20 protein-coding genes and 1 tRNA gene are annotated in these 20626 nt (G+C 66.1%); 13 read left to right on the top strand and 8 right to left on the bottom strand.

The window, feature by feature from the left end:
* The first annotated feature begins 49 nt into the window (after window positions 1-49).
* The 3 genes from AT701_RS35830 (at window position 50) to AT701_RS26315 (ending at window position 3403) form a co-directional block, all read left to right on the top strand.
* Entirely contained in the window at window positions 50-2158 is a 2109-nt protein-coding gene (locus tag AT701_RS35830) for an alkene reductase (protein ID WP_223495783.1), read from the top strand.
* Window positions 2159-2513: 355 nt separating this feature from the next.
* On the top strand, window positions 2514-2732 hold the full coding sequence (locus tag AT701_RS35825) for an OsmC family protein (protein WP_233031993.1): 219 nt from the start codon (window positions 2514-2516) through the stop codon (window positions 2730-2732).
* Between the two features lie 110 nt (window positions 2733-2842).
* Window positions 2843-3403: a TetR/AcrR family transcriptional regulator gene (locus tag AT701_RS26315; RefSeq protein ID WP_058126893.1), complete on the top strand. Its 561-nt coding sequence runs from the start codon at window positions 2843-2845 to the stop codon at window positions 3401-3403.
* A 39-nt stretch (window positions 3404-3442) separates the two neighbouring features.
* On the opposite strand, the gene AT701_RS26310 is transcribed toward AT701_RS26315, so the two are convergent.
* From AT701_RS26310 to AT701_RS26295, 4 genes are all read right to left on the bottom strand, one after another.
* Window positions 3443-3841: a DUF302 domain-containing protein gene (locus AT701_RS26310; protein ID WP_058126892.1), complete on the bottom strand. Its 399-nt coding sequence runs from the start codon at window positions 3839-3841 to the stop codon at window positions 3443-3445.
* Between the two features lie 17 nt (window positions 3842-3858).
* A complete protein-coding gene (locus AT701_RS26305) occupies window positions 3859-4128 on the bottom strand; it encodes a metal-sensitive transcriptional regulator (protein WP_014878317.1) in 270 nt (89 codons plus the stop codon).
* Window positions 4129-4191: 63 nt separating this feature from the next.
* Entirely contained in the window at window positions 4192-5064 is an 873-nt protein-coding gene (locus AT701_RS26300) for a sulfite exporter TauE/SafE family protein (protein ID WP_058126891.1), read from the bottom strand.
* A 6-nt stretch (window positions 5065-5070) separates the two neighbouring features.
* On the bottom strand, window positions 5071-5658 hold the full coding sequence (locus AT701_RS26295; protein ID WP_058126890.1) for a rhodanese-like domain-containing protein: 588 nt from the start codon (window positions 5656-5658) through the stop codon (window positions 5071-5073).
* Between the two features lie 146 nt (window positions 5659-5804).
* Between AT701_RS26295 and AT701_RS26290 the strand changes: the two genes are divergently transcribed.
* The 10 genes from AT701_RS26290 (at window position 5805) to AT701_RS26240 (ending at window position 17384) form a co-directional block, all read left to right on the top strand.
* A complete protein-coding gene (locus AT701_RS26290) occupies window positions 5805-7184 on the top strand; it encodes an MBL fold metallo-hydrolase (RefSeq protein ID WP_058126889.1) in 1380 nt (459 codons plus the stop codon).
* Window positions 7185-7281: 97 nt separating this feature from the next.
* A complete protein-coding gene (locus AT701_RS26280) occupies window positions 7282-8052 on the top strand; it encodes an SDR family NAD(P)-dependent oxidoreductase (protein ID WP_011730498.1) in 771 nt (256 codons plus the stop codon).
* Window positions 8053-8754: 702 nt separating this feature from the next.
* Window positions 8755-9273, top strand: a complete 519-nt coding sequence (locus AT701_RS34390) for a hypothetical protein (protein ID WP_157892583.1) — start codon at window positions 8755-8757, stop codon at window positions 9271-9273.
* 72 nt (window positions 9274-9345) lie between these two features.
* Window positions 9346-10452 (top strand): hypothetical protein, encoded by a 1107-nt coding sequence (locus AT701_RS35975; protein WP_157892582.1) that lies wholly within the window; start codon window positions 9346-9348, stop codon window positions 10450-10452.
* Between the two features lie 375 nt (window positions 10453-10827).
* A tRNA-Leu gene (locus AT701_RS26265) sits at window positions 10828-10901 on the top strand.
* A 30-nt stretch (window positions 10902-10931) separates the two neighbouring features.
* A complete protein-coding gene (locus tag AT701_RS26260; protein WP_036453697.1) occupies window positions 10932-11327 on the top strand; it encodes a nitroreductase family deazaflavin-dependent oxidoreductase in 396 nt (131 codons plus the stop codon).
* Window positions 11328-11431: 104 nt separating this feature from the next.
* Entirely contained in the window at window positions 11432-12124 is a 693-nt protein-coding gene (locus AT701_RS26255; protein WP_014878314.1) for a FadR/GntR family transcriptional regulator, read from the top strand.
* Between the two features lie 143 nt (window positions 12125-12267).
* Entirely contained in the window at window positions 12268-13701 is a 1434-nt protein-coding gene (locus AT701_RS26250; RefSeq protein WP_003896771.1) for a glutamine synthetase family protein, read from the top strand.
* A 45-nt stretch (window positions 13702-13746) separates the two neighbouring features.
* On the top strand, window positions 13747-14772 hold the full coding sequence (locus tag AT701_RS26245) for a carbon-nitrogen hydrolase family protein (protein ID WP_058126886.1): 1026 nt from the start codon (window positions 13747-13749) through the stop codon (window positions 14770-14772).
* A gap of 116 nt (window positions 14773-14888) precedes the next feature.
* A complete protein-coding gene (locus tag AT701_RS26240) occupies window positions 14889-17384 on the top strand; it encodes a sensor histidine kinase (protein ID WP_058126885.1) in 2496 nt (831 codons plus the stop codon).
* Window positions 17385-17387: 3 nt separating this feature from the next.
* On the opposite strand, the gene ehuA is transcribed toward AT701_RS26240, so the two are convergent.
* The 4 genes from ehuA to ehuB are packed head-to-tail and all read right to left on the bottom strand — an operon-like array spanning window position 17388 to window position 20442.
* Entirely contained in the window at window positions 17388-18152 is a 765-nt protein-coding gene (gene ehuA / locus AT701_RS26235; protein WP_058126884.1) for an ectoine/hydroxyectoine ABC transporter ATP-binding protein EhuA, read from the bottom strand.
* Between the two features lie 16 nt (window positions 18153-18168).
* Window positions 18169-18837 carry an ectoine/hydroxyectoine ABC transporter permease subunit EhuD gene (gene ehuD / locus AT701_RS26230; protein WP_003896767.1) on the bottom strand — a complete coding sequence of 223 codons (669 nt, stop codon included), beginning with the start codon at window positions 18835-18837 and terminating at the stop codon, window positions 18169-18171.
* Complete coding sequence (gene ehuC / locus AT701_RS26225) at window positions 18834-19532, bottom strand: ectoine/hydroxyectoine ABC transporter permease subunit EhuC (protein ID WP_003896766.1); 699 nt, start codon at window positions 19530-19532, stop codon at window positions 18834-18836. Before ehuC ends, ehuD begins: the two co-directional genes overlap by 4 nt.
* Before the next feature lie 4 nt (window positions 19533-19536).
* Entirely contained in the window at window positions 19537-20442 is a 906-nt protein-coding gene (gene ehuB / locus AT701_RS26220; protein ID WP_014878311.1) for an ectoine/hydroxyectoine ABC transporter substrate-binding protein EhuB, read from the bottom strand.
* Window positions 20443-20626 lie beyond the last annotated feature (184 nt).

Here is a 20626-nt window from a genome sequence, read left to right as displayed (position 1 = left end):
TCAAGGTTTGTACAGCAGCGGCCAAGACTCCGCCAGGACACTCGTCGTCATGGCTCGGTTGATGGATGTTCGAGGGGTGACCCACTCGACGAAGCTCATGTCCCTGCTTGCTCCGCGGGCCGCCGCGCCTGCCGACACCCGACGCACCTACTCGGCCGGGCGCCGGCGCCTCGGGGTGGTGGAGTTGGCGCTGCCCGCGAACGCGCTGCGCGACAAGGCGGTTGCGCGCTGGGTGCGTGACCGCAGTGTCGCCGTCGAGGTGCGCGACGGGCACGAACTGGCGATCGCACGGTCCGCTGGTGTGCATCCGTCGCGCGTGACCGCGCACGCCGAGGGTCTGTCGGCCGACGAGTTGGTGTTCTGCTCGGTCGGTCTACGCGTCGGGCGGGTGGTGGTGTCTCGCGCCGACCATGTCGACGTGCTGGCCGTGACCCGTCGTCGGCAAGCCGTGCTGTTGGGGTCGCTGCGCCGCAGGCTCACCAGGACAGTGTTCGACTGCGCGACGGTCGACGTGGTCGGGATGTACGGCGACGTCGACCATGCCGCGCATCACAGCGTGAGCTACCCGTCGGCCGTCGCGGTGATGCTGGCCGAGATGAGCCGCATCCGTCGTGACCACGGCGTCATGCTCACCCGCATCGCGCTCGGGGGGGCGTCACCTGACGTTCGGAGCCGGGGCGGGGGAGCTGTCCGAGGTTGCCGCGGCCGTCGACGGGACACTCGACGACGCGTGTGCGACGCTGCGGTTCCCGCGTCCGTCGGTGGTGGTGTCGGCGTCGCCGGCGGTCTGACCTCTGCGACTCGTATACCGGTATCCCGCGCTGCTTCGCCAAGGGGAAACAGATTTGTTTCCCGGTGTGCTACGCTGGCGTCTGAGCTTGCACGAGGCAAGCTCCACCCGTTGCCATGTGACGGGTGTCAAAGCCGTGCAATGCTTTTCGGAGTCACTCCAGTCGACTCACCCGTTGCGCTCAGTACCTTGTGGTCTCGGCGAGGCGTGGCTGCGGTGTCCGAAAATGTGGCGACGGTGAACTATCGTGAGAGGGAAGACGTGACCAAACTTATCTCCAAGTCGCTCGAGCTGCCTGCCTTTCTGGCGCCGAACCGGGTTTTCATGGCTCCAATGACCAGGATGCGGGCAGGGCAGCCCGGTGATGTGCCCACTGACCTGATGGTGGAGTACTACTCGCAGCGCGCTGGGGCTGGACTCATTGTGACCGAAGGGGCCCAGATCTCGCCAGAAGGCAAGGGCTACGCGGATACCCCCGGTATCTACAGTGACGGTCAGATTGATGGCTGGCGCAAGATCACCGATGCCGTGCATGCTGCGGGCGGCCGCATAGCGATACAGCTATGGCACGTTGGCCGCCTGACACACGAGTCTCTGCATGGTGGCAAGCCGGGTGTCTCCGCTAGCGCGATAGCTTTCGACGGCACGGTCACTCTGAAGCGTGCGAACGGCGAACGTTACTCCGTGGGTTGCCCGACGCCGAGGGCGCTGGAGATCAATGAGATTGCGCGGATAGTCGAGGATTACCGGCGCGCAACCCGCAACGCGCGGGAGGCCGGCTTTGACATGGTCGAGATCCACGCCGCGAACGGATATCTCCTGCAACAGTTCATGTCGGTCAGCTCCAATCGGCGAACCGACGAGTACGGCAGCTCGCTGAGTAACCGGGCACGGCTGCCGCTTGAAGTGGTCGACGCACTCATCGACGAGTGGGACTCCGACCATGTCGGAATTCGACTGTCACCCATGATCAAATTCGGCGGACTCGATGACGCCGACGGTATGGACATGGGCCTGTACATGGCTGCTGCGCTGCAGGAGCGCGGTGTCGGCTACCTGCACCTGTGTGAACCGGACTGGGCCGAAGGTCCCGCGCTCGACAACGAGTTCCGATCCGCTCTTCGAAAAGCATTCTCCGGCATCATCATCGGAGCTGGAAACTATGGAGTCGCCAAGGCGGAAGAGATGATTGCGGAGGGCTTCGTCGATGCGGTCGCGTTCGGCCGCCCGTTCATCGCCAACCCTGATCTGCCGACGCGTCTCTTCGAAGACCTACCACTGGCTGATGTGGACTTCGACACCGTCTACGGCTCCGACGTCGCCGGATACGCCAAGGGTTACACCGATTACCCGACCGCGGGACGGTGATGCACGCGATGATCAACGGAATTGACCGAAGGGCGCTCTTGACGACACAAAATGCCGTGAAGGACAATCCGGCTCTGGCTCATCTGAGCTTCACGCTGGGGTCGAACTGGCTGTCGGGCTGCCATCAGCGCGCGCAGACGGGCGAGCTGCGGCAGAACGGGGCGGTCGTCGCCGGGCGCAAGACGCGCTACATCCTGGAATCCGATGAGCCGGCGGTGTTGCGTGTTGCTCGGAACCGACCTGGCTGCCAACCCAGCGGAGTACGTGCTGCAGGCGTTGGCCGGCTGCTACGCAGTCACTTTTGCGACGAACACCCGCGGTGTGGGGAGTTCAACTGTCGTCCCTCAGGCTGGAGTTGGAGGTCGATTTTGACCTGCGTGGCTTTCTAGATCTCGATGATTCAGTGCGACCGGGCGCAAAACAGATTCGGGTACGGGTGCATGTCAGCTCGCCCACCGCCAGCGTCGAGCAACTGCACGATCTCACCGACGCGGTGCAGGAGCGTTCGCCAATTCGTGACACTCTGGCCAACCCTGTCGACGTCGCCACCACTTTGGTTACACAGCTGCCGTAGCGGGCCGCATCGTGCGGTGCCCGATCGAGGGAAACAGAACGTTTTCCCTCGTGTTACCATTCGGATGTCAGTCCGGCTGGGACATGACGTGAGCGGGGAAGGCAAGGGGCATGGCAGCAGGAGATGTACGGCAGCGGGCGATCGAGGCGGCGGTCGAGCTGTTTCATCGAGAAGGCTTCGGCGCAGTTGGAATTGACCGCTTGACCAGCTCGATCGGGATGTCGAAGCGAACGCTGTACAAGTACTTCGATTCCAAAGATGATTTGCTGCTTGCTGTGCTGGACAGCTGCGAGGAGATGGCGATCGGCAACCTCCCCGACGAAAGCGACGGCGCGACGCCGCGCGAGCGGATGCTCGACGTCTTCGACCGGCAGGCGAAGTACTGCGCGGAACCGGACTTCTCTGGGTGCTTCTTTGTCAACATCGCCACGGAGTTCCGCGATCCCACCCATCAAGCAGTGCAGATGGCTGCGAATCACAAGGCGCGGTTGACACAGTTCTTCCTCCGTCAAGCCGCGCTCGCAGGAGTGTCCGAGGCGGCCGCATCTGAGCTTGCCGAACAGCTGACCGTTCTGCACACCGGCGCCGCCGACTATGCGCTCATGTACGGCCACTATCCCGAGTCGACGAAGAACACAGCGGCTGCGCTGCTAACCGCTGCGGGGATCTAGCTTCGTGGTCGGGGAGCAACGCGTGGTTTCGAGGAGTAACTACGCCTGCAGCGACGAGATGGCCTTGCGCAGTTTCTCCGCGGCGTCGTCGGCCACCTCGCGCAGATCGGGAGCGTCCGAGACCTGCACCATCACTTGCGGATCCATGGCGTCGACGATGATCGTGTCGGCATTCTCGGGGTCTCGGCGCACCGCGACGTTGCACGGCAGCAGGAGGCCGATCTGACGGTCGGCGGTGACCGCACGGTGCGCCAGTGGCGGGTTGCAGGCACCGAGGATCGTGTAGTCCTCGATTTCCTCGCCCAGCTTGGCCTTCAGCGTGAACCTCATGTCGATCTCGGTGAGCACACCGAACCCCTGATCGGCCAGCGCCGCGCGCGTGCGCTCCACGGCGTCTTCGAACGACGTGTGCAACGTCGTCGACAATGCGTAACCCATGTCGCCCTCCTGATCCCTCAGGCCAGCGCCAGAAACAACTTCTCCAGCTCGGCCTCGCTCATCGGCTCCTGCCCTTCGGCAGCCTCACCGGTCAGGCATTCCCGCAATCCGGTCGCGACAATCTTGAACCCGGCCCGGTCCAACGCCCGCGACACCGCTGCCAGCTGCGTCACGACGTCCTTGCAGTCGCGTCCCTGCTCGATCATGTTGATCACGCCGGCGAGCTGCCCCTGGGCCCGGCGCAACCGGTTGAGCACTGCCGCCACTGCGTCTTCGTCACCAACCATGGTGTAGCTCCCTTCGGCACACTGTTGAAACCATGGTACCGGTGGGGGTATTTCCTCCGGTGTTCATGCCACTGCCGGTCTGGCCATGAACAGCCGGGTGACGCGGCGCAGCGGGCAGCGGCTGAACCGGGCGCACACCATTGTCATGGACGCGGCGATCACGGTGAGGCTCGCCGCGGCCAAGCCGACGAATGGGTGGATCTCCTGTGCCAGGATCACCGACGACATCGCCAACACGAACCAGCCGAACGCTTTTCGCAGCGCGTCGGCGTTGATCTTTGTGGTCAGCCGGGTGCCGATCAAACAGCCGGCCACAGCCGCGCTTGTCACGGCGGCGGCCAGTGCCCAGTCGATCTGAAGGCCGGTCAGATGTCCCGCGAGGCCGGAGAACGAGTTGAGCGCGATGACAATCAGTGACGTGCCGACCGCGGCCGGCATCGGCAGTCCGCCCAACAAAGTCAAAGCGGGCACCACCAGGAAGCCGCCGCCGGCGCCGATCATGCCGGTGAGTCCACCGACGGCCAGACCGAGCGAGACGACCCGGACAACCGGCAGGCCGTGCGCCGTCGTGGCTTCCGGAGCCCTGCGGCCGCGCAACATGGGGATGGCGGCGGCCACCATCACGACCGCGAACGCGATGAGCAGCGCGGTCCCGGGAATGAACCGGCCCAGAACGCCGCCGGCGTATGCACCCGCCATCCCGGCCGCTCCGAAGCTCAGGCCGGCGCGCCACTGCACCCGGCCCGCGCGAGCGTGTGACACCGCGCTCACGGCGCTGGTGACACCGACGACCAGCAGTGAGGTGGTGACCGCCTGCTTGGCATCCATGCCCGCGACGTAGGCGAGCAAGGGCACCGTGAGAATCGACCCGCCGCCTCCGAGCATCCCGAGGGTGATGCCGACGAACACCGCGAGAACGATTGTGAGCGCAATCATGTTGGATCAGGCGGCTTTCCGGTTCTTCAGGCCGGCGAGTTGCGCGAGGATGCTCGCCGCATCGCAGGCGGTGCCGCGGTTGTACGGCAGCTTGGCCAAGGCCATACCCATCGCGCAGGTGTTCGTCAGCGCGGCGATGGCGAGTCCGCTGCCCACCGCGGCGGCCACCCACTTGGCCGCGGGAACCGCGACACTCGCCAGTACTCCCGTCAGTACGATCGAACCGGCCACCAGGCGCACCTGGCGCTCCAGGTCCCAGCGTTGGGCGCCGCGATCGACCGCGAAACCCGCGGCTTCCCACGCGGTGATGCCACCTTCGAGGACGCGCACGTTGGTCAGGCCGGCGTTGCGCAGTGTTTCCCCGGCCTGGGTGGCCCGTTGCCCGGAGCGGCACACCACGACGACGTCTGTGTCGAGGTGTTCGACGATCTCGTCGCGGTGCTCGCGCAGCAGGTCCAGCGGCACGTTGTACGACCCGGCGATGTGGTTGGTCTCGAATTCAGCTGGGGTGCGCACATCGAGGATCCGGGTCGAGGTTGCCGATTTGAGCTGGGCATCGAGGTGGGTTGCGGTGACGACGCCAGGGGAGAGCATGAGCAATTCCTTCGATTTGAGGTGCGGATGTGGATACACCCAGGGGTATTTGTTTGACGGGAATATGTATACCCCCTAGGGTACTTGTCATACCCATAGGGGTATCCACTGGTTCCTCGCAGGCATCGAATGAATGGATTCTGGAAGTGAAGTTCACGCAGTACTACCTGGACTGTCTGTCCCACGCGTCGTATCTGATCGCTGACGAAACCACCGGTCGTGCAGTGGTTGTCGATCCACAACGCGACGTCGCCGGGTACCTGGCCGACGCCGAGGAGTTCGGTTACACGATCGAACTCGTCATAGAGACCCACTTCCACGCCGACTTCCTGTCCGGCCACCTGGAGCTGGCCAAGGCCACCGGCGCCAAGATTGTGTACTCCTCGGTCGCCGAGACCGAGTTCGAGTCGATGGGCGTCGGCGACGGCGAGCGTTACTCGCTGGGTGAAGTGACGTTGGAGTTTCGCCACACCCCGGGGCATACACCGGAATCGATGAGCGTCGTCGTCTACGAGCACTCCAACGACGACGTTCCCTACGGCGTGCTCACCGGTGATGCCCTGTTCATCGGCGACGTCGGCAGGCCGGATCTACTGGCCTCGATCGGCTTCACCCGAGAGGAACTGGCCGAAAAGCTGTACGACTCACTGCACAACAAGCTGATGACGCTGCCCGACGCCACGCGCGTCTACCCCGCGCACGGGGCCGGGTCGGCCTGCGGCAAGAACCTGTCCACCGAGCGGTGGTCGACCATCGGGGAGCAGAAGCAGACCAACTACGCCCTGCGGGCTCCTGATCTGGCCACCTTCATGGCCCTGGTGACGGCCGGGCAGCCGGCGGCGCCGAGCTACTTCGTCTACGACGCCATCCTCAACCGCAAGGACCGCGACCTGCTCGACGAGACCGAGATACCCGCGGCGATGAGCTACGAGCAGGTCAACCAAGCACTGCGCGACGGCGCGATACTGGTCGACGGACGCAGCCCGGAGGAATTCGCCACCGGCCATCTGCGCCAGGCGATCAACATCGGTCTGCAGGGGCGGTATGCGGAGTTCGCCGGGTCGGTCGTGCCCGCCGACGTCGACATCGTGCTGTTCACCGAGCCCGGCGAGGAGTTGGAGGCCAAGAACCGGCTGGCTCGCATCGGATTCGATCGCGTGATCGGCCACCTGGACCGGCCGTTCGAGGCGATGCTGGCGCACCCCGACGATGTCCAGATGGCGTCACGGCTCACCGCGACGGCCTTCGACCAACGCACCGCAGAGGTCGCCGACCTGCAGATCGTCGACGTGCGAAACCCGGGCGAGGTCGCCGATGGGGCCATTCCCCACGCGATCACCATTCCGGTGGGTCAGCTGCCGGCCCGGCTCGGCGAGCTCGACCCGGCCAAGCCGACCGTCGTGTACTGCGCGGGTGGCTACCGCTCCTCGGTGGCCGCAAGTGTGTTGCGGCGCAACGGTTTCGCCGATGTCAGCGACATCCTGGGCGGCTACGGAGCATGGCGCGACGCGCGGCAGGGCGTCTGATCGATCGGATGCTCGTCGCTGCCGGTGAATCGGGTGGGCGAAGGCAACAGTTTGTGGCGTCGTTGTACATGGAGAACTACTCCAGAGAGGCGACGTGATGTCACACACCGAGGAGAGCGCGGCACCGCGTGGATGGGCGTTGGTCACCGGCTCGACGAGTGGGATCGGGCGGGAGACCGCATTGCTGTTGGCGCGGGACGGTTACTCCGTGATCGTGAGCGGACGCGATGAAGCGCGGGCCGGGGAAGTCGTCGACCGCATCACCACCGACGGCGGTACCGCGCTGGCGCTCACGGCCGATCTCAGCGATACGGCCGCGGTGCGCACGCTGGCCACGGACGCTCTCGAGGTGGCGGGCGGCGTGATCGACGTCCTGGTGAACAACGCGGGCGGCGGCACCTTCGCGGCCACGGAAGACACCACCGACGACATGTTCGACGTCGCCTTCAAGGTGCACGTCAAAGGGCCGTTCATCCTCACCGCGGCGCTCGCCCCGTTGATGGCGCAGCGCGGTGGTGGGGCGATCGTCAACGTCGGCTCCATCAGCGCCGATCTCGCGGCGTCCGGTGTTGCGATCTTCCAGGCCTCCAAGGCCGCGCTGGACATGCTCACGAAATCCTGGACCGCGGAGTACGGTCCGCGCGGCGTCCGGGTCAACACCGTGAACCCCGGCTTTGTGATCACCCCGGCCAACGAGGCTTTCCGCGACGGCTACGGGCCGTTCGTCGAGACCGTGCCCGCCCGCCGTGGCGCCGAACCCGAGGAAGTCGCCGAGGTCATCCGGTTTCTCATCTCCCCGGCTGCGTCCTACATCCAGGGTGCGGCGATCGCGGTCGACGGGGGACGGACCGCCGTGCTGCCGATGTGAGCGCATCCGCCGACTTCAGGCGCTAAAGGGAACCATTCGCACCGTCGGCACCGTCAGTCGCCGCTCCGGATCCGTAGTTGGTGGCGCTGCCGCCCCCGCCCCCGACGCCGTTGGCACCGGACGTACCGAAGCCGCCGTTTCCGCCATCCCCACCGGTCGCGTCGTCGGTGGACGTGATGTCGAAAACGAGTGCGTCGCCACCGCTTCCACCATTTCCGCCGATGAATCCGTTGCCGCCGTTGCCGCCCGCGCCGGCGGTTGCGGTGCCACCAGAGGCGGCCTTGCCGCCGGTCCCACCGTCGCCGCCACGCGACCCGCTTGTGTTGCGGATGATGGTGCCACCGTTGCCGCCTCCGCCGCCCAGCGCCGATCCGGTGCCTGCGTTTTCCGCGTTGCCGCCCGCACCACCGTGGCCACCCTGTTCGTTGTTCCAGCTGTAATCGACGGCACCACCGTTGCCGCCGGTGCCTGCGGTCGCGGTGCCGGTGGACTCGGAGTTGTGGATGTAGGCGCCGCCGCCGTTGCCGCCGCCCCCCGAGCTCAGGCCCCCGTCGCCGCCGTTGCCGCCTTTACCTGCGGTCGCATTGCCGTAGCCGTATTGCTCGGCGGTGCCGCCATTGCCGCGTCTCCACCGTTGCCGAGATTGCCGCCGTCACCGCCGTTTCCACCGCGTCCGCCGTCGATCCCGGCATCGGTGGTGCTGTGGCCGTCGCCGCCGCGTCCGCCATGGCCTCCCGCCGCGGTAACGGAGGCGCCACCAACACCGTTGGCGCCGCCAACCGTGCCGCTGCCGCCGGTGCCGCCGCTGCCGGCCGCGCCGCTGTTGCCGTCACTGCCGCCGGCCCCGCCGTCAAGATGGCCGGCGTCACCGTGCGCGCCCGCGCCCCCGTTGCCTGGACTGCCGGCCGCGCCGCCGTCGCCGCCGTCGCCGCCATCACCGGCTCGGCCGGCGCGCAAGACGATCAGGGGTCCTCGTCCACCGGCCCCGCCGTCACCGCCCTGGCCTCCGGCCCCGCCGTCGCCGCCGTTACCACCGGCGCCGCCCGCCTCGCCTGCGGTGGTCGCGGTCGTTCCGTGAACGCCGTCCCCGCCGTTGCCGCCGTTGCCACCTGCCCCGCCTGCACCGCCTGCGCCTGCGGTGGCGAAGATCGCGAACAGGCCTACGCTGCCGCCGTTTCCGCCGTTTCCGCCGCGTCCACCGGCAATCCCTGCCGCACCTGACGCGCCCGACTCAGTCGTCGTCGCTCCGTTGCCGCCGTTCGCCCCCGCGCCGCCGGCCCCGCCGTTGCCGGCTTGGGCGAACAACGCGAAAGCCCCGCTGTTCCCGCCTCTTCCGCCCGCACCGCCGTCGCCACCGTTCACACCTGCGACCCCGGCGGCTCCAGCACCACCGTCGCCGCCGGTCCCCAGGAAGAGACCTCCGTGGCCGCCGTGGCCTCCGTTACCGCTGTTCGCCCAGGCGACCCCGGACCCGCCTGCGCCGCCGTTGCCGAACAGGAGCGTCGATCCGCCTGTGCCGCCGTTGAATCCGGCACCGCCCGCACCGATCAAGCCGCTTCGGCCGCCGTTGCACACTTTTCCGTCAGGGCAGGTTTCCGCGGTGTAGCTGAAGCCGTTGCCGATCAGCAGTCCGGCATCGGGGTGAGTAGCGGTGCCGTTTCCGATGAACAGCAGGATGAAGTTGTTGACCGCTGCAGCGGGATCAGGAACGTCGCCGACCCTTTGGGCTGGGGAGTGGGGCTGGACGCGGGTGACCCCGTTGTCGTGATGTCAAGGGCGGCTGCCGAGAACTGGTTGTCGTTGCTGACCGCGGGTGCCTCGACGGCCACGTTGCGCTCTTTGGGCGCAAGGGAAATCGGGCTGGAGGCCGGGGGTTTCTTCCCGGTGGTGCCGGCGGTCGGTGCTTGGGGTGTCGGCCTGGATGCCGACGAGTCCGTCTGCGTGGTGTCCTTCGCCGCATCGGTGTCGGGAGCGGACCGCTGGGATCGGCTGGGGGAACCGGCACGGTGCCCGCGAGGACGATCCGGCTCGGCGTACTTGCGGGTGGTTCTCGATGTCGTGGCTCGCGACTTGGATGTCGATCCGGTCGAGGCGGCTGCACCATCTGTGCCGACTTCCGGCTTGCTGGATTCGTCGCCCGCAGCTGCGCTGTGGCCGGCCAGGGAATCTGAGAATTTGCCAGAACGCAGCTTTTTGGCTCCGGCGCCAAACCGGGGCGGGCCGACCTTCGTGGCCGCCGGGCCGCCGGAGCCCGCCGAGTCAGCCCGATCGGCCTTCGCGCCGTCGGTCGAGGTGTCGGAACTCGTAGTCTCACCGGTGTCGGCGGACGCCACGGCTGCCGAGCCGAGCGCGAGACCGATCCCCAGCGCGACCGCCAGTGCCCCGACCCGGCCTACGTAGCGGGCATGCCTGCCCAATGCTGCCTGCGACTGCGAGCGGTCAGGACGGTTGTCGGTACCAGCGACTGCCACGGCATCTCTCCCTGCAAGGAGTCAGGGAGAGTCCCCAACATCGATTCGGAGGCAAGCTGACCAACCGCAACCCACGAGATGGACCGAGTGCTTTTTAGTTCGCCGGATTATTGCTAACGGGAGTATTGACTACGCAGTAATTATTTGCAGGGTTTCCGATGCTTTGCCCATTTTCCGATCGCTGACATCGGCGCGGACGTGCCCGAGGACCCGGGGGACGGGCCGCCGTGCCATGTGGGCGTAGTCGCCAGTTGAGTCATCTGGGGACCGTCCGAGACGCATGAAGTAGCCTCTGAGCGGCGACGCCCCCATAGCCCAATTGGCAGAGGCAGCGGACTTAAAATCCGCCAAGTGTCGGTTCGAGTCCGACTGGGGGCACCCACTCCGACCGATACCTAGACTCCGAGCATGCGCGTGCCTCGACAAGTCGCAGAGTTCAACAAGCGCGTCACCAACCCGGCGGCGCGCGCGATCACACCGTGGCTTCCGTACCTCGGGACGCTCGAACACGTCGGGCGGAAATCGGGGAGGCGATATCGAACGCCCCTTCTGGTGTTCGAAACCCATGATGGCTACGCCATTCTCGTCGGCTACGGCCCGCAGACGGACTGGCTGAAGAACGTGCTGGCGCGCGGACATGCGGTGCTGCACAAGCGTGGGCGGGCCATTGACCTCGGCAACCCACGGGTCGTGAGCAAGGCCGACGCCGCCGCCCTCGTGGCACCGCATTCCCGACTGCTCTATCGAGCGTTTCCCTATGACGAGGCGACTCTGCTATTGACCAATGAGGGCCCAGCGGGCTGACCTTTGTACCGCACCGGACTCCACGGATGCCACTCCGGGTCTGAGTCTCGGTCTGCCAAACTGGAGATCTGACGACCAGATGAACAGGTGACAGGGAGGTGCCGATGACGGGCCAGTTCGGCCGAGTGGACAGGCGACCGCTGTACGAACAAGTCGCCGATCGTCTGCGCGAATTCATCGACACCAGCGGTATGCAACCCGGAGACAAGCTGGCCAATGTCCGCGACTTGGCGGCGGAACTGCAGGTCGGTCGGTCGTCGATCCGCGAAGCCGTCAACGCTCTGCGCGCGCAGCGCATCGTCGAGGTTCGGCACGGCGACGGCATCTATCTGTTGCAACGGCCAGAGGACGTCATCGAGTCACTGGCCACCGAACTCGTGGAGACTCACGTCGACCACCCCTACATATGGGAGACGCGACAGGCGCTGGAGACGCAGTGCGCCAGGCTGGCTGCAGTTCACGCCACTGACGATGACCTGCGTGAGCTGGATGCCTCTCTCGATCAGATGCGAGCGGAGGTCGAGAAGGGGCTGCCCGGGCTGGAGGGTGACCGGCGTTTTCATCTCGGCGTCGCTGTCGCCGCGCACAATCCGCTCCTGCTGCGGCTGCTCAAGGGGCTGCGTGTGGCGCTGGACCGGACTTCGGAGACGTCGCTGACCAGACCAGGTCAGCCGGCGCGTTCCCTCGAAGAGCACAGGGGCGTGGTGGAAGCGATCCGCGCGGGCGACGCCGCCGATGCGGCGAACAAGATGCTTGCCCACCTCGTGGGGACCACCGACGAACTCGTCCGGCGCTGACGCTCCCGCACCCCGGTTCTGGAAGTTTGTCGCGACGGAGCCCTCCAGAGCTGTTACGGTTCAGTGATCAGATCACCAACACACTGTCGCGTTACTGGCATCAAGAGATCAGATCACCTGATCACGACGAACGGGAAGGCCTTATGGGCTCGTCATTCATTGCGGCCAACGGATTGTGGACGCAGCATCAAGAGGAGGCGGCCGCCAAGCTGGTCGCCCAGCTCGACGACCTGAACCTGCGTCAGGTCCGTATCAGCTGGGGTGACCAGCACGGCATCCTGAGGGGCAAGACCCTCGAGGTCGATGCGTTTCGCTCGGCGCTCAAGGAGGGCAAGGACTTCCAGACCGCAACACTGATCTTCGACAGCACCAACAACCCCGTGGTGCCGCCCTTCGAAGCCGACGGGTTCGGTGATAAGAGGCTGACCGGTCTACCCGACGCGGTTCTGGTTCCGGATCCGACGACGTTTCGGGTCCTTCCGTGGGCCGACCGGACGGGCTGGGTGCTCTCGGAGATGTACTACCGCAGCGGCGAACGCGTACCGTTCGACACGCGCGGGGTCCTGAAGACCCAGCTGGCCAAGCTTGAGGCGGAAGGTTTCAGCTTCACCACCGGCGCCGAGCTCGAGTTCTACATCACCCGACTCGTCGACCCCAAGCTGAGCTTCGTGGATTCGGGATGGCCGCCGGCGGCACCCGAGGTGACGGCGCTCTCGCACGGGTATCAGTACCTCACCGAGAACCGTGGCGACGAGATTGACCACATCCTGTCCATCCTCCGGGACCACATCGTCGCGCTCGGAATGCCGTTGGCCACGGTGGAGGACGAATGGGGCCCAGGACAGGTCGAGATGTCCTTCGATCCGCTGGTGGGCGTCGAGACTGCCGACAACGTGTTGCTCATCCGCAGCGCCATCAAGCAGATCTGCCGCAGACACGGGTACCACGCCACGTTCATGTCGCGCCCGGCGTTTCCGAACATCGTGTCGAGCGGATGGCATCTGCACCAGTCCCTGGGTGCTGCAGGACAAGCCAACATCTTCCCAGGCGAAGACGGAAAGCTGCTGTCCGACACGGCCATGCACTACATGGCTGGTCTCTTGGAGCACGCGAAGGCCAGTTCGGTGCTCACCACGCCGACCATCAACGGGTACAAGCGTTATATCGCCAATTCCTTTGCCCCCGACCGCATCGCGTGGGCCGAAGAGAACCGCGGTGCGATGATTCGCATCTCTGGCGCGCGCGGGGACAATTCCACCCACCTGGAAAACAGGATCGGTGAACCCGCGGCCAACCCGTACCTGTACATGGCCTCCCAGTTGATCGGTGGCCGCGACGGCATCGCCCGCAAACTCGAACCCGGCCCGTCCGCCGACGAGGCGTACACCGCCGATGTGCCGCTGTTGCCTGCCACTCTCGAAGAGGCGGTTGGTCACTTCGAGAGCAGCGCCGTGATGCGCCGCGAACTGGGGGACATGTTCGTCGACTACCTGACCACGGTGAAGAAGAACGAGATCTCGAGGTTCAACGCCTACGTCACGGATTGGGAGCAGCGTGAGTACTTCGAAGTCTTCTGACAGAGGTGCTCATCGTCGGACCAAGCCAGCGAGGCGTCAGTACACATGCCTTTGAAAATCATTGCCGAGCACCGCGAACCACAAATAGGGCCCAATACGATCACTGTCGCGGCGGCTCAACTCGGCGGTCCATGGCTCCAACCCGCGGCGCGATTGGCGTTGATCGCAGAGGCCGCGCACGTCGCAGCCGATGCCGGCGCATCATTGATCGCCTATCCGGAAACCTACCTGTCGGGCTACCCGTTCTGGCCGTCACGCACGCAGGGAGCTCTGTTCGACCATCCCGACCAGAAACGCTGCTACGCCTACTATCTGGATGCCGCGATCGAGATCGGTGGGCCCGAACACCGTGAGATGGAGACGCTCGCCGCCGATCTCGGGCTCACCATGATCGTCGGAGTCACTGAACGTGGTCGCGGCCTGGGGCGGGGTACCGTCTGGTGCACCCTCCTGACCATCGATCCGCGGCGCGGTCTGGTGGGACATCACCGAAAACTGGTGCCCACCTACGATGAACGCTTGGTCTGGGGGCAGGGGGACGGTGCAGGCCTGGTAACCCACCCTGTGGGTAAAGCCGTCGTCGGCAGCCTCAACTGCTGGGAGAACTGGATGCCTCAGGCACGCACCGCCTTGTATGCCCAGGGCGAGACGGTGCACGTCGCAACATGGCCTGGGTCGGCCAAGCTGACGGGCGATATCACGCGATTCGTCGCTGCCGAGGGACGAATGTTCACTGTCGCCGCATCCGGGTTGGTGACCGCTGATTCGATTCCCGACGATTTCCCGCTTGCCGCCGAACTGCGACAGGCATCGGACACCGTTGTTTTCGACGGTGGCAGTGCCATAGCGGGACCAGACGGCCAGTGGCTGATCCCGCCGCTGGCGGATGAAGAGGGTGTGATCGTCGCCGAACTGGATCTCGACCGGGTGTACGCCGAGCGGCTCAACTTCGATCCCACCGGCCATTACACCCGTCCCGATGTTTTCCGTACGGTCGTCAACCGCGCGCGCCAGCAGGTCGTTCGATTCACCGAAGATTCCTTCGCCGACGAGTTCAGGGCGTACCCATGAGACCACGAATTTCGCCGTTCGACCGTGGTCGCTGATCCGCCCCGACGACAATGGGGCAAACGTCCACCGTGATCCGCGCCCCGCGTGGACCGACGGCCAGGGGGATGAACACACGTATGGGATTGCTCAGCCGCAAAGTAGGTGACCTGCGGATTTACCTCGGCGCTGCGCCCGGCGTCGGCAAGACGTACTCGATGCTCGCCGAGGCGCACCGGCGGATGGAGCGTGGTACCGACGTGGTCGCGGCCATGGTCGACACGCACGGCCGCCGCAAGGTCGGCCAACTGCTCGCAAGCATCGACGTCATCCCGCCGCTCATCGTGGAGCACGAGGGGACCGAGTACCAGGAGATCGACGTGCCGGCGCTGCTCATGCGGCGGCCCAAAGTGGTCCTGGTCGACGACCTCGCCCATACCAACGCCCCCGGCAGCAGGAACCCCAAACGCTGGCAGGACGTCGAGGAGTTGCTCAACGCCGGGATCACGGTGATCAGTACGGTCAACATCCAGAACCTGGAGAGCGTGGCCGATCTGGCCGGGCAGATCACCGGCGTCGATGAACCCGACCGGATCCCCGACGAGGTGGTGCGTGCCGCCGACCAGATCGAGTTGGTGGACATCACTCCGGAAGCGTTGCGGCGTAGACTTGCCCACGGAAACATCTATCCGCGCGAACGTGTGGATGCCGCGCTGTCCAATTACTTCCGGCCCGAGAACCTGACCGCGCTGCGGCAGTTGGCGTTGCTGTGGCTGGCGGACCAGGTCGACGCGGCATTGGAAAAGTACCGGTCCGCCAACAAGATTCCCGATACGTGGAAACCGCGCGAGCGGGTGGTGGTCGGGGTGACCGGCGGCCCCGGGTCGGAAACTCAGGTGCGCCGCGCGTCGCTGATCGCCTCCCGCACCGGCGCCGACCTCAAGGTCGTGCACGTCGTGCGGGGCGACGGTCTGACGGTCACCTCGGCACAGCAGAAGCGGGTCCTGCGGGACCTGGCCGCCAGCCTGGGGGCGACGCTGCACACCGTCATCGGCGACGATGTCGCGGCCACGTTGATCGACTTCGCGCGCGACGTCAACGCCACGCAATTGGTGGTCGGCACGTCGCGACGGTCCCGGCTGGCCCGATTCTTCGACGAGGGCATCACCGCGACCGTCGTGCAACGGTCCGGCCCACTGGACGTCCACGTCGTCACCCACGAAGAAGCCGGGACCGGCATCTCCAAACCTCGCGTCGGCCCCGGCGCATCGGTGACCGGCTGGCTGGCCGCGGTGGCGCTCCCACCGGCGATTTGCGCATTGTTACTGGCCGTGCCCCCGCTGGGCGTGGGCACACAGACCGCGCTGTTCGTTGCCGGCGTGCTGATGATCGCGCTGCTGGGCGGCATCGCGCGCGCGGCGCTGTCGGCGGTGCTCTCGGGGGTGTTGATCACCTACTTCCTCATCGAACCGCGCAACTCGTTCGCGGTCGCCGGGGCCGACAGCGCTCTCACGACAGGTGTGCTGCTGGGTCTGGCGATCGCTGTTGCCGGCCTGGTCGACCAAACCGCCCGGCACTCCCGCGCCGCGCGGCGCGCGTCGCAAAACGCCGAACTACTGGCGTTGTTCGCCGACGGAGTGCTGCGCGACGCCGATCCGGGTGCCTTGCTCGAACGGGTCCGCGAGACCTACGCGCAGCGCTCGGTGAGCCTGCTTCGAGGCCGCACCGGTGAGGTGCTCGCCCATGCCGGCGCCAACCCGTGCACCGACATCGATGAGGCTGACACCACCATCGAGATCGGCGACGACGAGTACTGGCTGCTCTTGGCCGGCCCGGACCTCACCTCGCACGACCGTCGCGTACTCAACGCGGTCGCCGAACAGGCCGTGAGCCTGGTCAAGAAGCGCAGACAGGCCGACGAGGCCATCAAGTTCGACACCGAGGCCGAGAAGCTGCGCAGCTCAATCCAGTCCGCGATCACTCACAATCTGCGTACGCCGTTGGTGACGGCGAAAGCGGCCATCGCGGGTGCGGCACACGACAATCCGCCGCCCGACGACACGGTCGAGCTTCTGGCGGCCGCCGAAAAGTCGGTCGACGAACTCTCGGTGCTGGTGGTCAATTTGCTCGATTCGTCGTGTCTGGCCACCGGCGCGATTCGCCCGGAATTGCGGCCCGTCGACCTGCGCGACGCGGTGGAGCATGTCTTGCGCGACATCGGTCCAGACGCCCGTCGGGTTCATGTGGACGTCGACGGGACCGCCGTGCTTGCCGACGGCGAGCTGCTCGGACGTGTTCTCGGCAACCTGCTGACGAACTCTCTGCGCTACGGCGACCCGGATGGCGACTCGGCCGGCGACAGTGGTGTCGTGCGGGTGACCGCCGGCCAGGTGGACGATCGGGTGCTGATCGCCGTCGTCGACAGTGGGCCGGGTATCCCTCGCGGAAGCGAGCACGAGGCGTTCGCACCGTTCCAACGACTCGGCCGCGATGATGCGAACATCGGTGTGGGGCTCGGACTTCCGGTTGCTTCCGGGCTGGTCGAAGCGATGGGCGGCAGGATCTCGATGGCCGAGACGCCCGGTGGTGGGCTGACCGTCGAAATCGACCTGCCCGCCGCGCGCAGGAGCGAGTGAGCGCTACCGCTCTTCGAGCACAGCCCGCAGGAACGTGCGGGTGCGCTCGTGCTCGGGTTCGTTGAAGATCTTCGACGGCGGGCCGTCTTCGATGATCACCCCTTTGTCGAACATGAGCACGCGGTCGGAGACATCGCGGGCGAAGTGCATCTCGTGGGTGACGATCAGCATCGTGATGTCGGTGGTGTCGGCGATGTCGCGCAAGACTCCGAGCACGTCGACCACCAGCTCCGGATCGAGAGCGGAGGTGACCTCGTCGAGCAGCAGGATGTCGGGCTCCATCGCCAATGCCCGCGCGATCGCGACGCGCTGCTGCTGACCACCCGACAGGGTGGTGGGATGCGCGTCGACGAAGTCGGTCATGCCGACCTTGTCGAGCAGTTCGGTACCGCGGGCACGTGCCTGTTCTTTGCTCAGCCCGAGCACCGAAACCGGTGCCTCCATGAGGTTTTCGATCACCGTCATGTTGGGGAACAGGTTGAACTGCTGGAACACCATGCCGATGCGTCGCCGGGCACGGCGCAGGTACTTCTCCGAGGCCGGCGCCAGGCGGTCGCCGCGCCGCTCATGGGTGAAGGGCTCGCCGTCGACCCAGATGACTCCGTCGGTGACCCGTTCGAGCGTCATCAGCAGTCGCAGGATCGTGGTCTTGCCGGAACCCGACGGCCCGATGAGCGTGACCCGCTCGCCGGGGGCGACGGAGAAATTCATCCCGTCCAGGACCGTCTTGTCGCCGAAACGTTTGACGACGTTCTCGAAACGCACCATGGGGTGCGGCGAATTCTCAGCGGGCAACGCGGATCTCCAGTTTCCTCATGAGCACGGAGGTGGGGTAGCTCGCGGCCAGGAAGATCAGGCCCGCGATGGTGATCGGTTCGATGTACCGGTAGTTCTGGCCGCCGAACTGGTTGGCCACCGTGACCATCTCCAGGACACCGATGACGATCAGGAACGGGGTTTCCTTGAACAGCGCGATCACCTGATTACCCGTCGACGGCAAGATCCGGCGCACCACCTGCGGCAGAACCACCGCGCGCCACGTGCGGTACGGCGACAGTGACAACGCGGTGCACGCCTCCCACTGCCCTTGGGGAATCGCGTCGATGCCGGCGCGATACACCTCCGACATGTAGCAGGCGTAGTGCACCCCGAGCACCGCGATACCGGTCACCAGTGCGCTGGGCCGGATTCCGACGACGGGCAGTCCGAAGTAGACGAAGAACAGCTGGATCGGGATCGGGGTGCTGCGGATGAACTCGACGACGGCGTAGGACGGCCAGGAGATCCACCGGGCCCCGGATCGCCGGCCCAGGACCAGCACGAGGCCCAGCACGATCGCGACGAGCGATGACGCAGCCGTGATGCCGAGGGTGAACTTGAAGAAGGCGGCGACCAGGCCCGGCAGCACCTCGTGTGCGTAGTCCCAGTTCCACAGGCTGCGTTCGGTGTTCATCGGCCGGTCACCACCGGCTCTGCCTCGACGACCACGGCCTTCGGCCGACGCCCCACGCCGGCGGCCGCGCGGGCTTCCACGAAGCGGGTCACGGCAACCAGGACCTGTGCCAGCACGAAATACACCACCAGCGCGATGCTGAACGCCGCCATGCTGCCCACGTCGAACTGCAATTGCTTGACCTCGAAGGTCAGCTCGGTGATGCCGATGAGATACAGCAGCGACGAGCTCTTGAGTATCTGGATCCACAGGTTGCCGAAGGGCGGCACCATCTCCGGCAGCGCCTGCGGCAGGATGACGCGACGCATCCGCCGGAAGCGGCCCAGACCCAGGGCGACGGTTGCCTCCCACTGCGTGCTGGGCACCGAGGCGATCGCGCCGCGGACCACCTCGGCGCCGTACGCGCCGAAGTTGAGCCCGAACGCGAGGGTCGCGGCCGCCATCGGCTCGAAGCGCAGGCCCAGTTGCGGCAGTACGAAGAAGATCCACAGCAGCTGGATCACCAGGGAGGTGCCGCGGAAGAACTCGACCACCACCCGGCTGAAGCCGCGCGCCGCCACCGAGCCCGACAGCGACATCAGGCCGAATACGAAGGACACCACCAGAGCCGCGAGTGCACCCAGCACCGTGTACAGCATGGTCACCCCGGCGCCCTGCAGGAACAGCGGTGCGGCGTCGATGAGTTTGTCGAGCAACGGCTCAGCCCTGGCAGAGCTCTTCTGCGGTCAGGCCGGGATCGGGGCGCTCGGCTTCGGTGAACCCGTAGGGTTCGACCAGCTCAAGCCACTTCGGGCTCTGGATCAGCTCGGCAAGCTTCTCGTTGAAGGCTTCGCGCAGCGCGGTGTCGTTCTTCCGGAACACGGCTGCGCCCGCGCCGACCTGTTCCTTGCCGTCGATGACTGGGACGAACGCGTCAGCGACCTCCACGCTGTTGTCGTTGGCCGCCAGCGCCCGCAACGAGATGCTGGTCAGCGCGAACGCGTCGGCGCGGCCGGTCTTGACCGCGTCCAGACCCGCCTGCTGGTCGGCGACGATCTGCAGGCGGTCATCAGGAACACCCGATCCTTTCGCCTGCTCGACCTCCACGGCGCCGTTCATGACCGCCAGGCGGGCGTCACCGTTGGCCACCGACGCGTAGTCACTCAGCCCCTTCGGGTTGCCCGATGGGACCAGCAGCGAGGTGGTGGCCACATACACCGGGTTGCTGAACGCCGCCTGCTCACAGCGCTGCGGGGTGATGAACATGCCCGCGGTGACCACGTCGACGCGCTCGGAGTTGAGCGCCTGAATCAGCGAACCGAACTCGAACAGGTGCGGCTCGAGGGTGATGCCACCGATCTCGTTGAAGATGTGGCCGTGGATCGCGGGGTCCTCACCGACCAGTTGGCCGTTCTCGCGGTAGGCGTACGGCCGCTCGTTGGCGAAGCCGACGTTGATCTTCTTGTCGGCCTTGATCCGGTCGAGGGTGCTGCCCTCACCGCCGGGATTCCCGGTGCCTGGCTCGGTGGTGGAACAGGCGCCGACCGCGACGACGGCAAAGGACATCGCACATGCGAGCAGGGTGCGGCGGAGAGTTGTCGACGAGCGGGCGGTGCGGGTTTTCATCGTGACCTCGTTCGTTTCGTAGCGCAGCAAACCACGGTCATACCGCGCCCGACGGCCGAAGAGGGCTCACACCAAGCACGGCGACCCAAACCGTGGTCCTTGTTGTCTGAAACACGTTATGGGGGTTACGGTGTGAAAGTCAAAGGTCGGCAGGCTTCGTGACCGCTCCGTGACGGCTGCGGTC

The sequence above is a fragment of the Mycolicibacterium smegmatis genome, assembly GCF_001457595.1.
Classification (GTDB): Bacteria; Actinomycetota; Actinomycetes; order Mycobacteriales; family Mycobacteriaceae; genus Mycobacterium; species Mycobacterium smegmatis.
The sequence above is the reverse complement of the archived record's forward strand: the minus strand, read 5'-3'. Positions and strand labels throughout refer to the sequence as shown.

Excerpts from the sequence above, each read along its gene's own strand:
- AT701_RS35830 (WP_223495783.1), top strand. The coding sequence starts at position 50 with ATGGCTCGGTTGATGGATGTTCGAGGGGTGACCCACTCGACGAAGCTC.
- AT701_RS26315 (WP_058126893.1), top strand. The coding sequence starts at position 2,843 with ATGGCAGCAGGAGATGTACGGCAGCGGGCGATCGAGGCGGCGGTCGAG.
- AT701_RS26310 (WP_058126892.1), bottom strand. The coding sequence starts at position 3,841 with ATGGGTTACGCATTGTCGACGACGTTGCACACGTCGTTCGAAGACGCC.
- AT701_RS26305 (WP_014878317.1), bottom strand. The coding sequence starts at position 4,128 with ATGGTTGGTGACGAAGACGCAGTGGCGGCAGTGCTCAACCGGTTGCGC.
- AT701_RS26300 (WP_058126891.1), bottom strand. The coding sequence starts at position 5,064 with ATGATTGCGCTCACAATCGTTCTCGCGGTGTTCGTCGGCATCACCCTC.
- AT701_RS26295 (WP_058126890.1), bottom strand. The coding sequence starts at position 5,658 with ATGCTCTCCCCTGGCGTCGTCACCGCAACCCACCTCGATGCCCAGCTC.
- AT701_RS26280 (WP_011730498.1), top strand. The coding sequence starts at position 7,282 with ATGTCACACACCGAGGAGAGCGCGGCACCGCGTGGATGGGCGTTGGTC.
- AT701_RS26260 (WP_036453697.1), top strand. The coding sequence starts at position 10,932 with ATGCGCGTGCCTCGACAAGTCGCAGAGTTCAACAAGCGCGTCACCAAC.
- AT701_RS26255 (WP_014878314.1), top strand. The coding sequence starts at position 11,432 with ATGACGGGCCAGTTCGGCCGAGTGGACAGGCGACCGCTGTACGAACAA.
- AT701_RS26250 (WP_003896771.1), top strand. The coding sequence starts at position 12,268 with ATGGGCTCGTCATTCATTGCGGCCAACGGATTGTGGACGCAGCATCAA.
- AT701_RS26245 (WP_058126886.1), top strand. The coding sequence starts at position 13,747 with ATGCCTTTGAAAATCATTGCCGAGCACCGCGAACCACAAATAGGGCCC.
- AT701_RS26240 (WP_058126885.1), top strand. The coding sequence starts at position 14,889 with ATGGGATTGCTCAGCCGCAAAGTAGGTGACCTGCGGATTTACCTCGGC.
- ehuA (WP_058126884.1), bottom strand. The coding sequence starts at position 18,152 with ATGGTGCGTTTCGAGAACGTCGTCAAACGTTTCGGCGACAAGACGGTC.
- ehuD (WP_003896767.1), bottom strand. The coding sequence starts at position 18,837 with ATGAACACCGAACGCAGCCTGTGGAACTGGGACTACGCACACGAGGTG.
- ehuB (WP_014878311.1), bottom strand. The coding sequence starts at position 20,442 with ATGAAAACCCGCACCGCCCGCTCGTCGACAACTCTCCGCCGCACCCTG.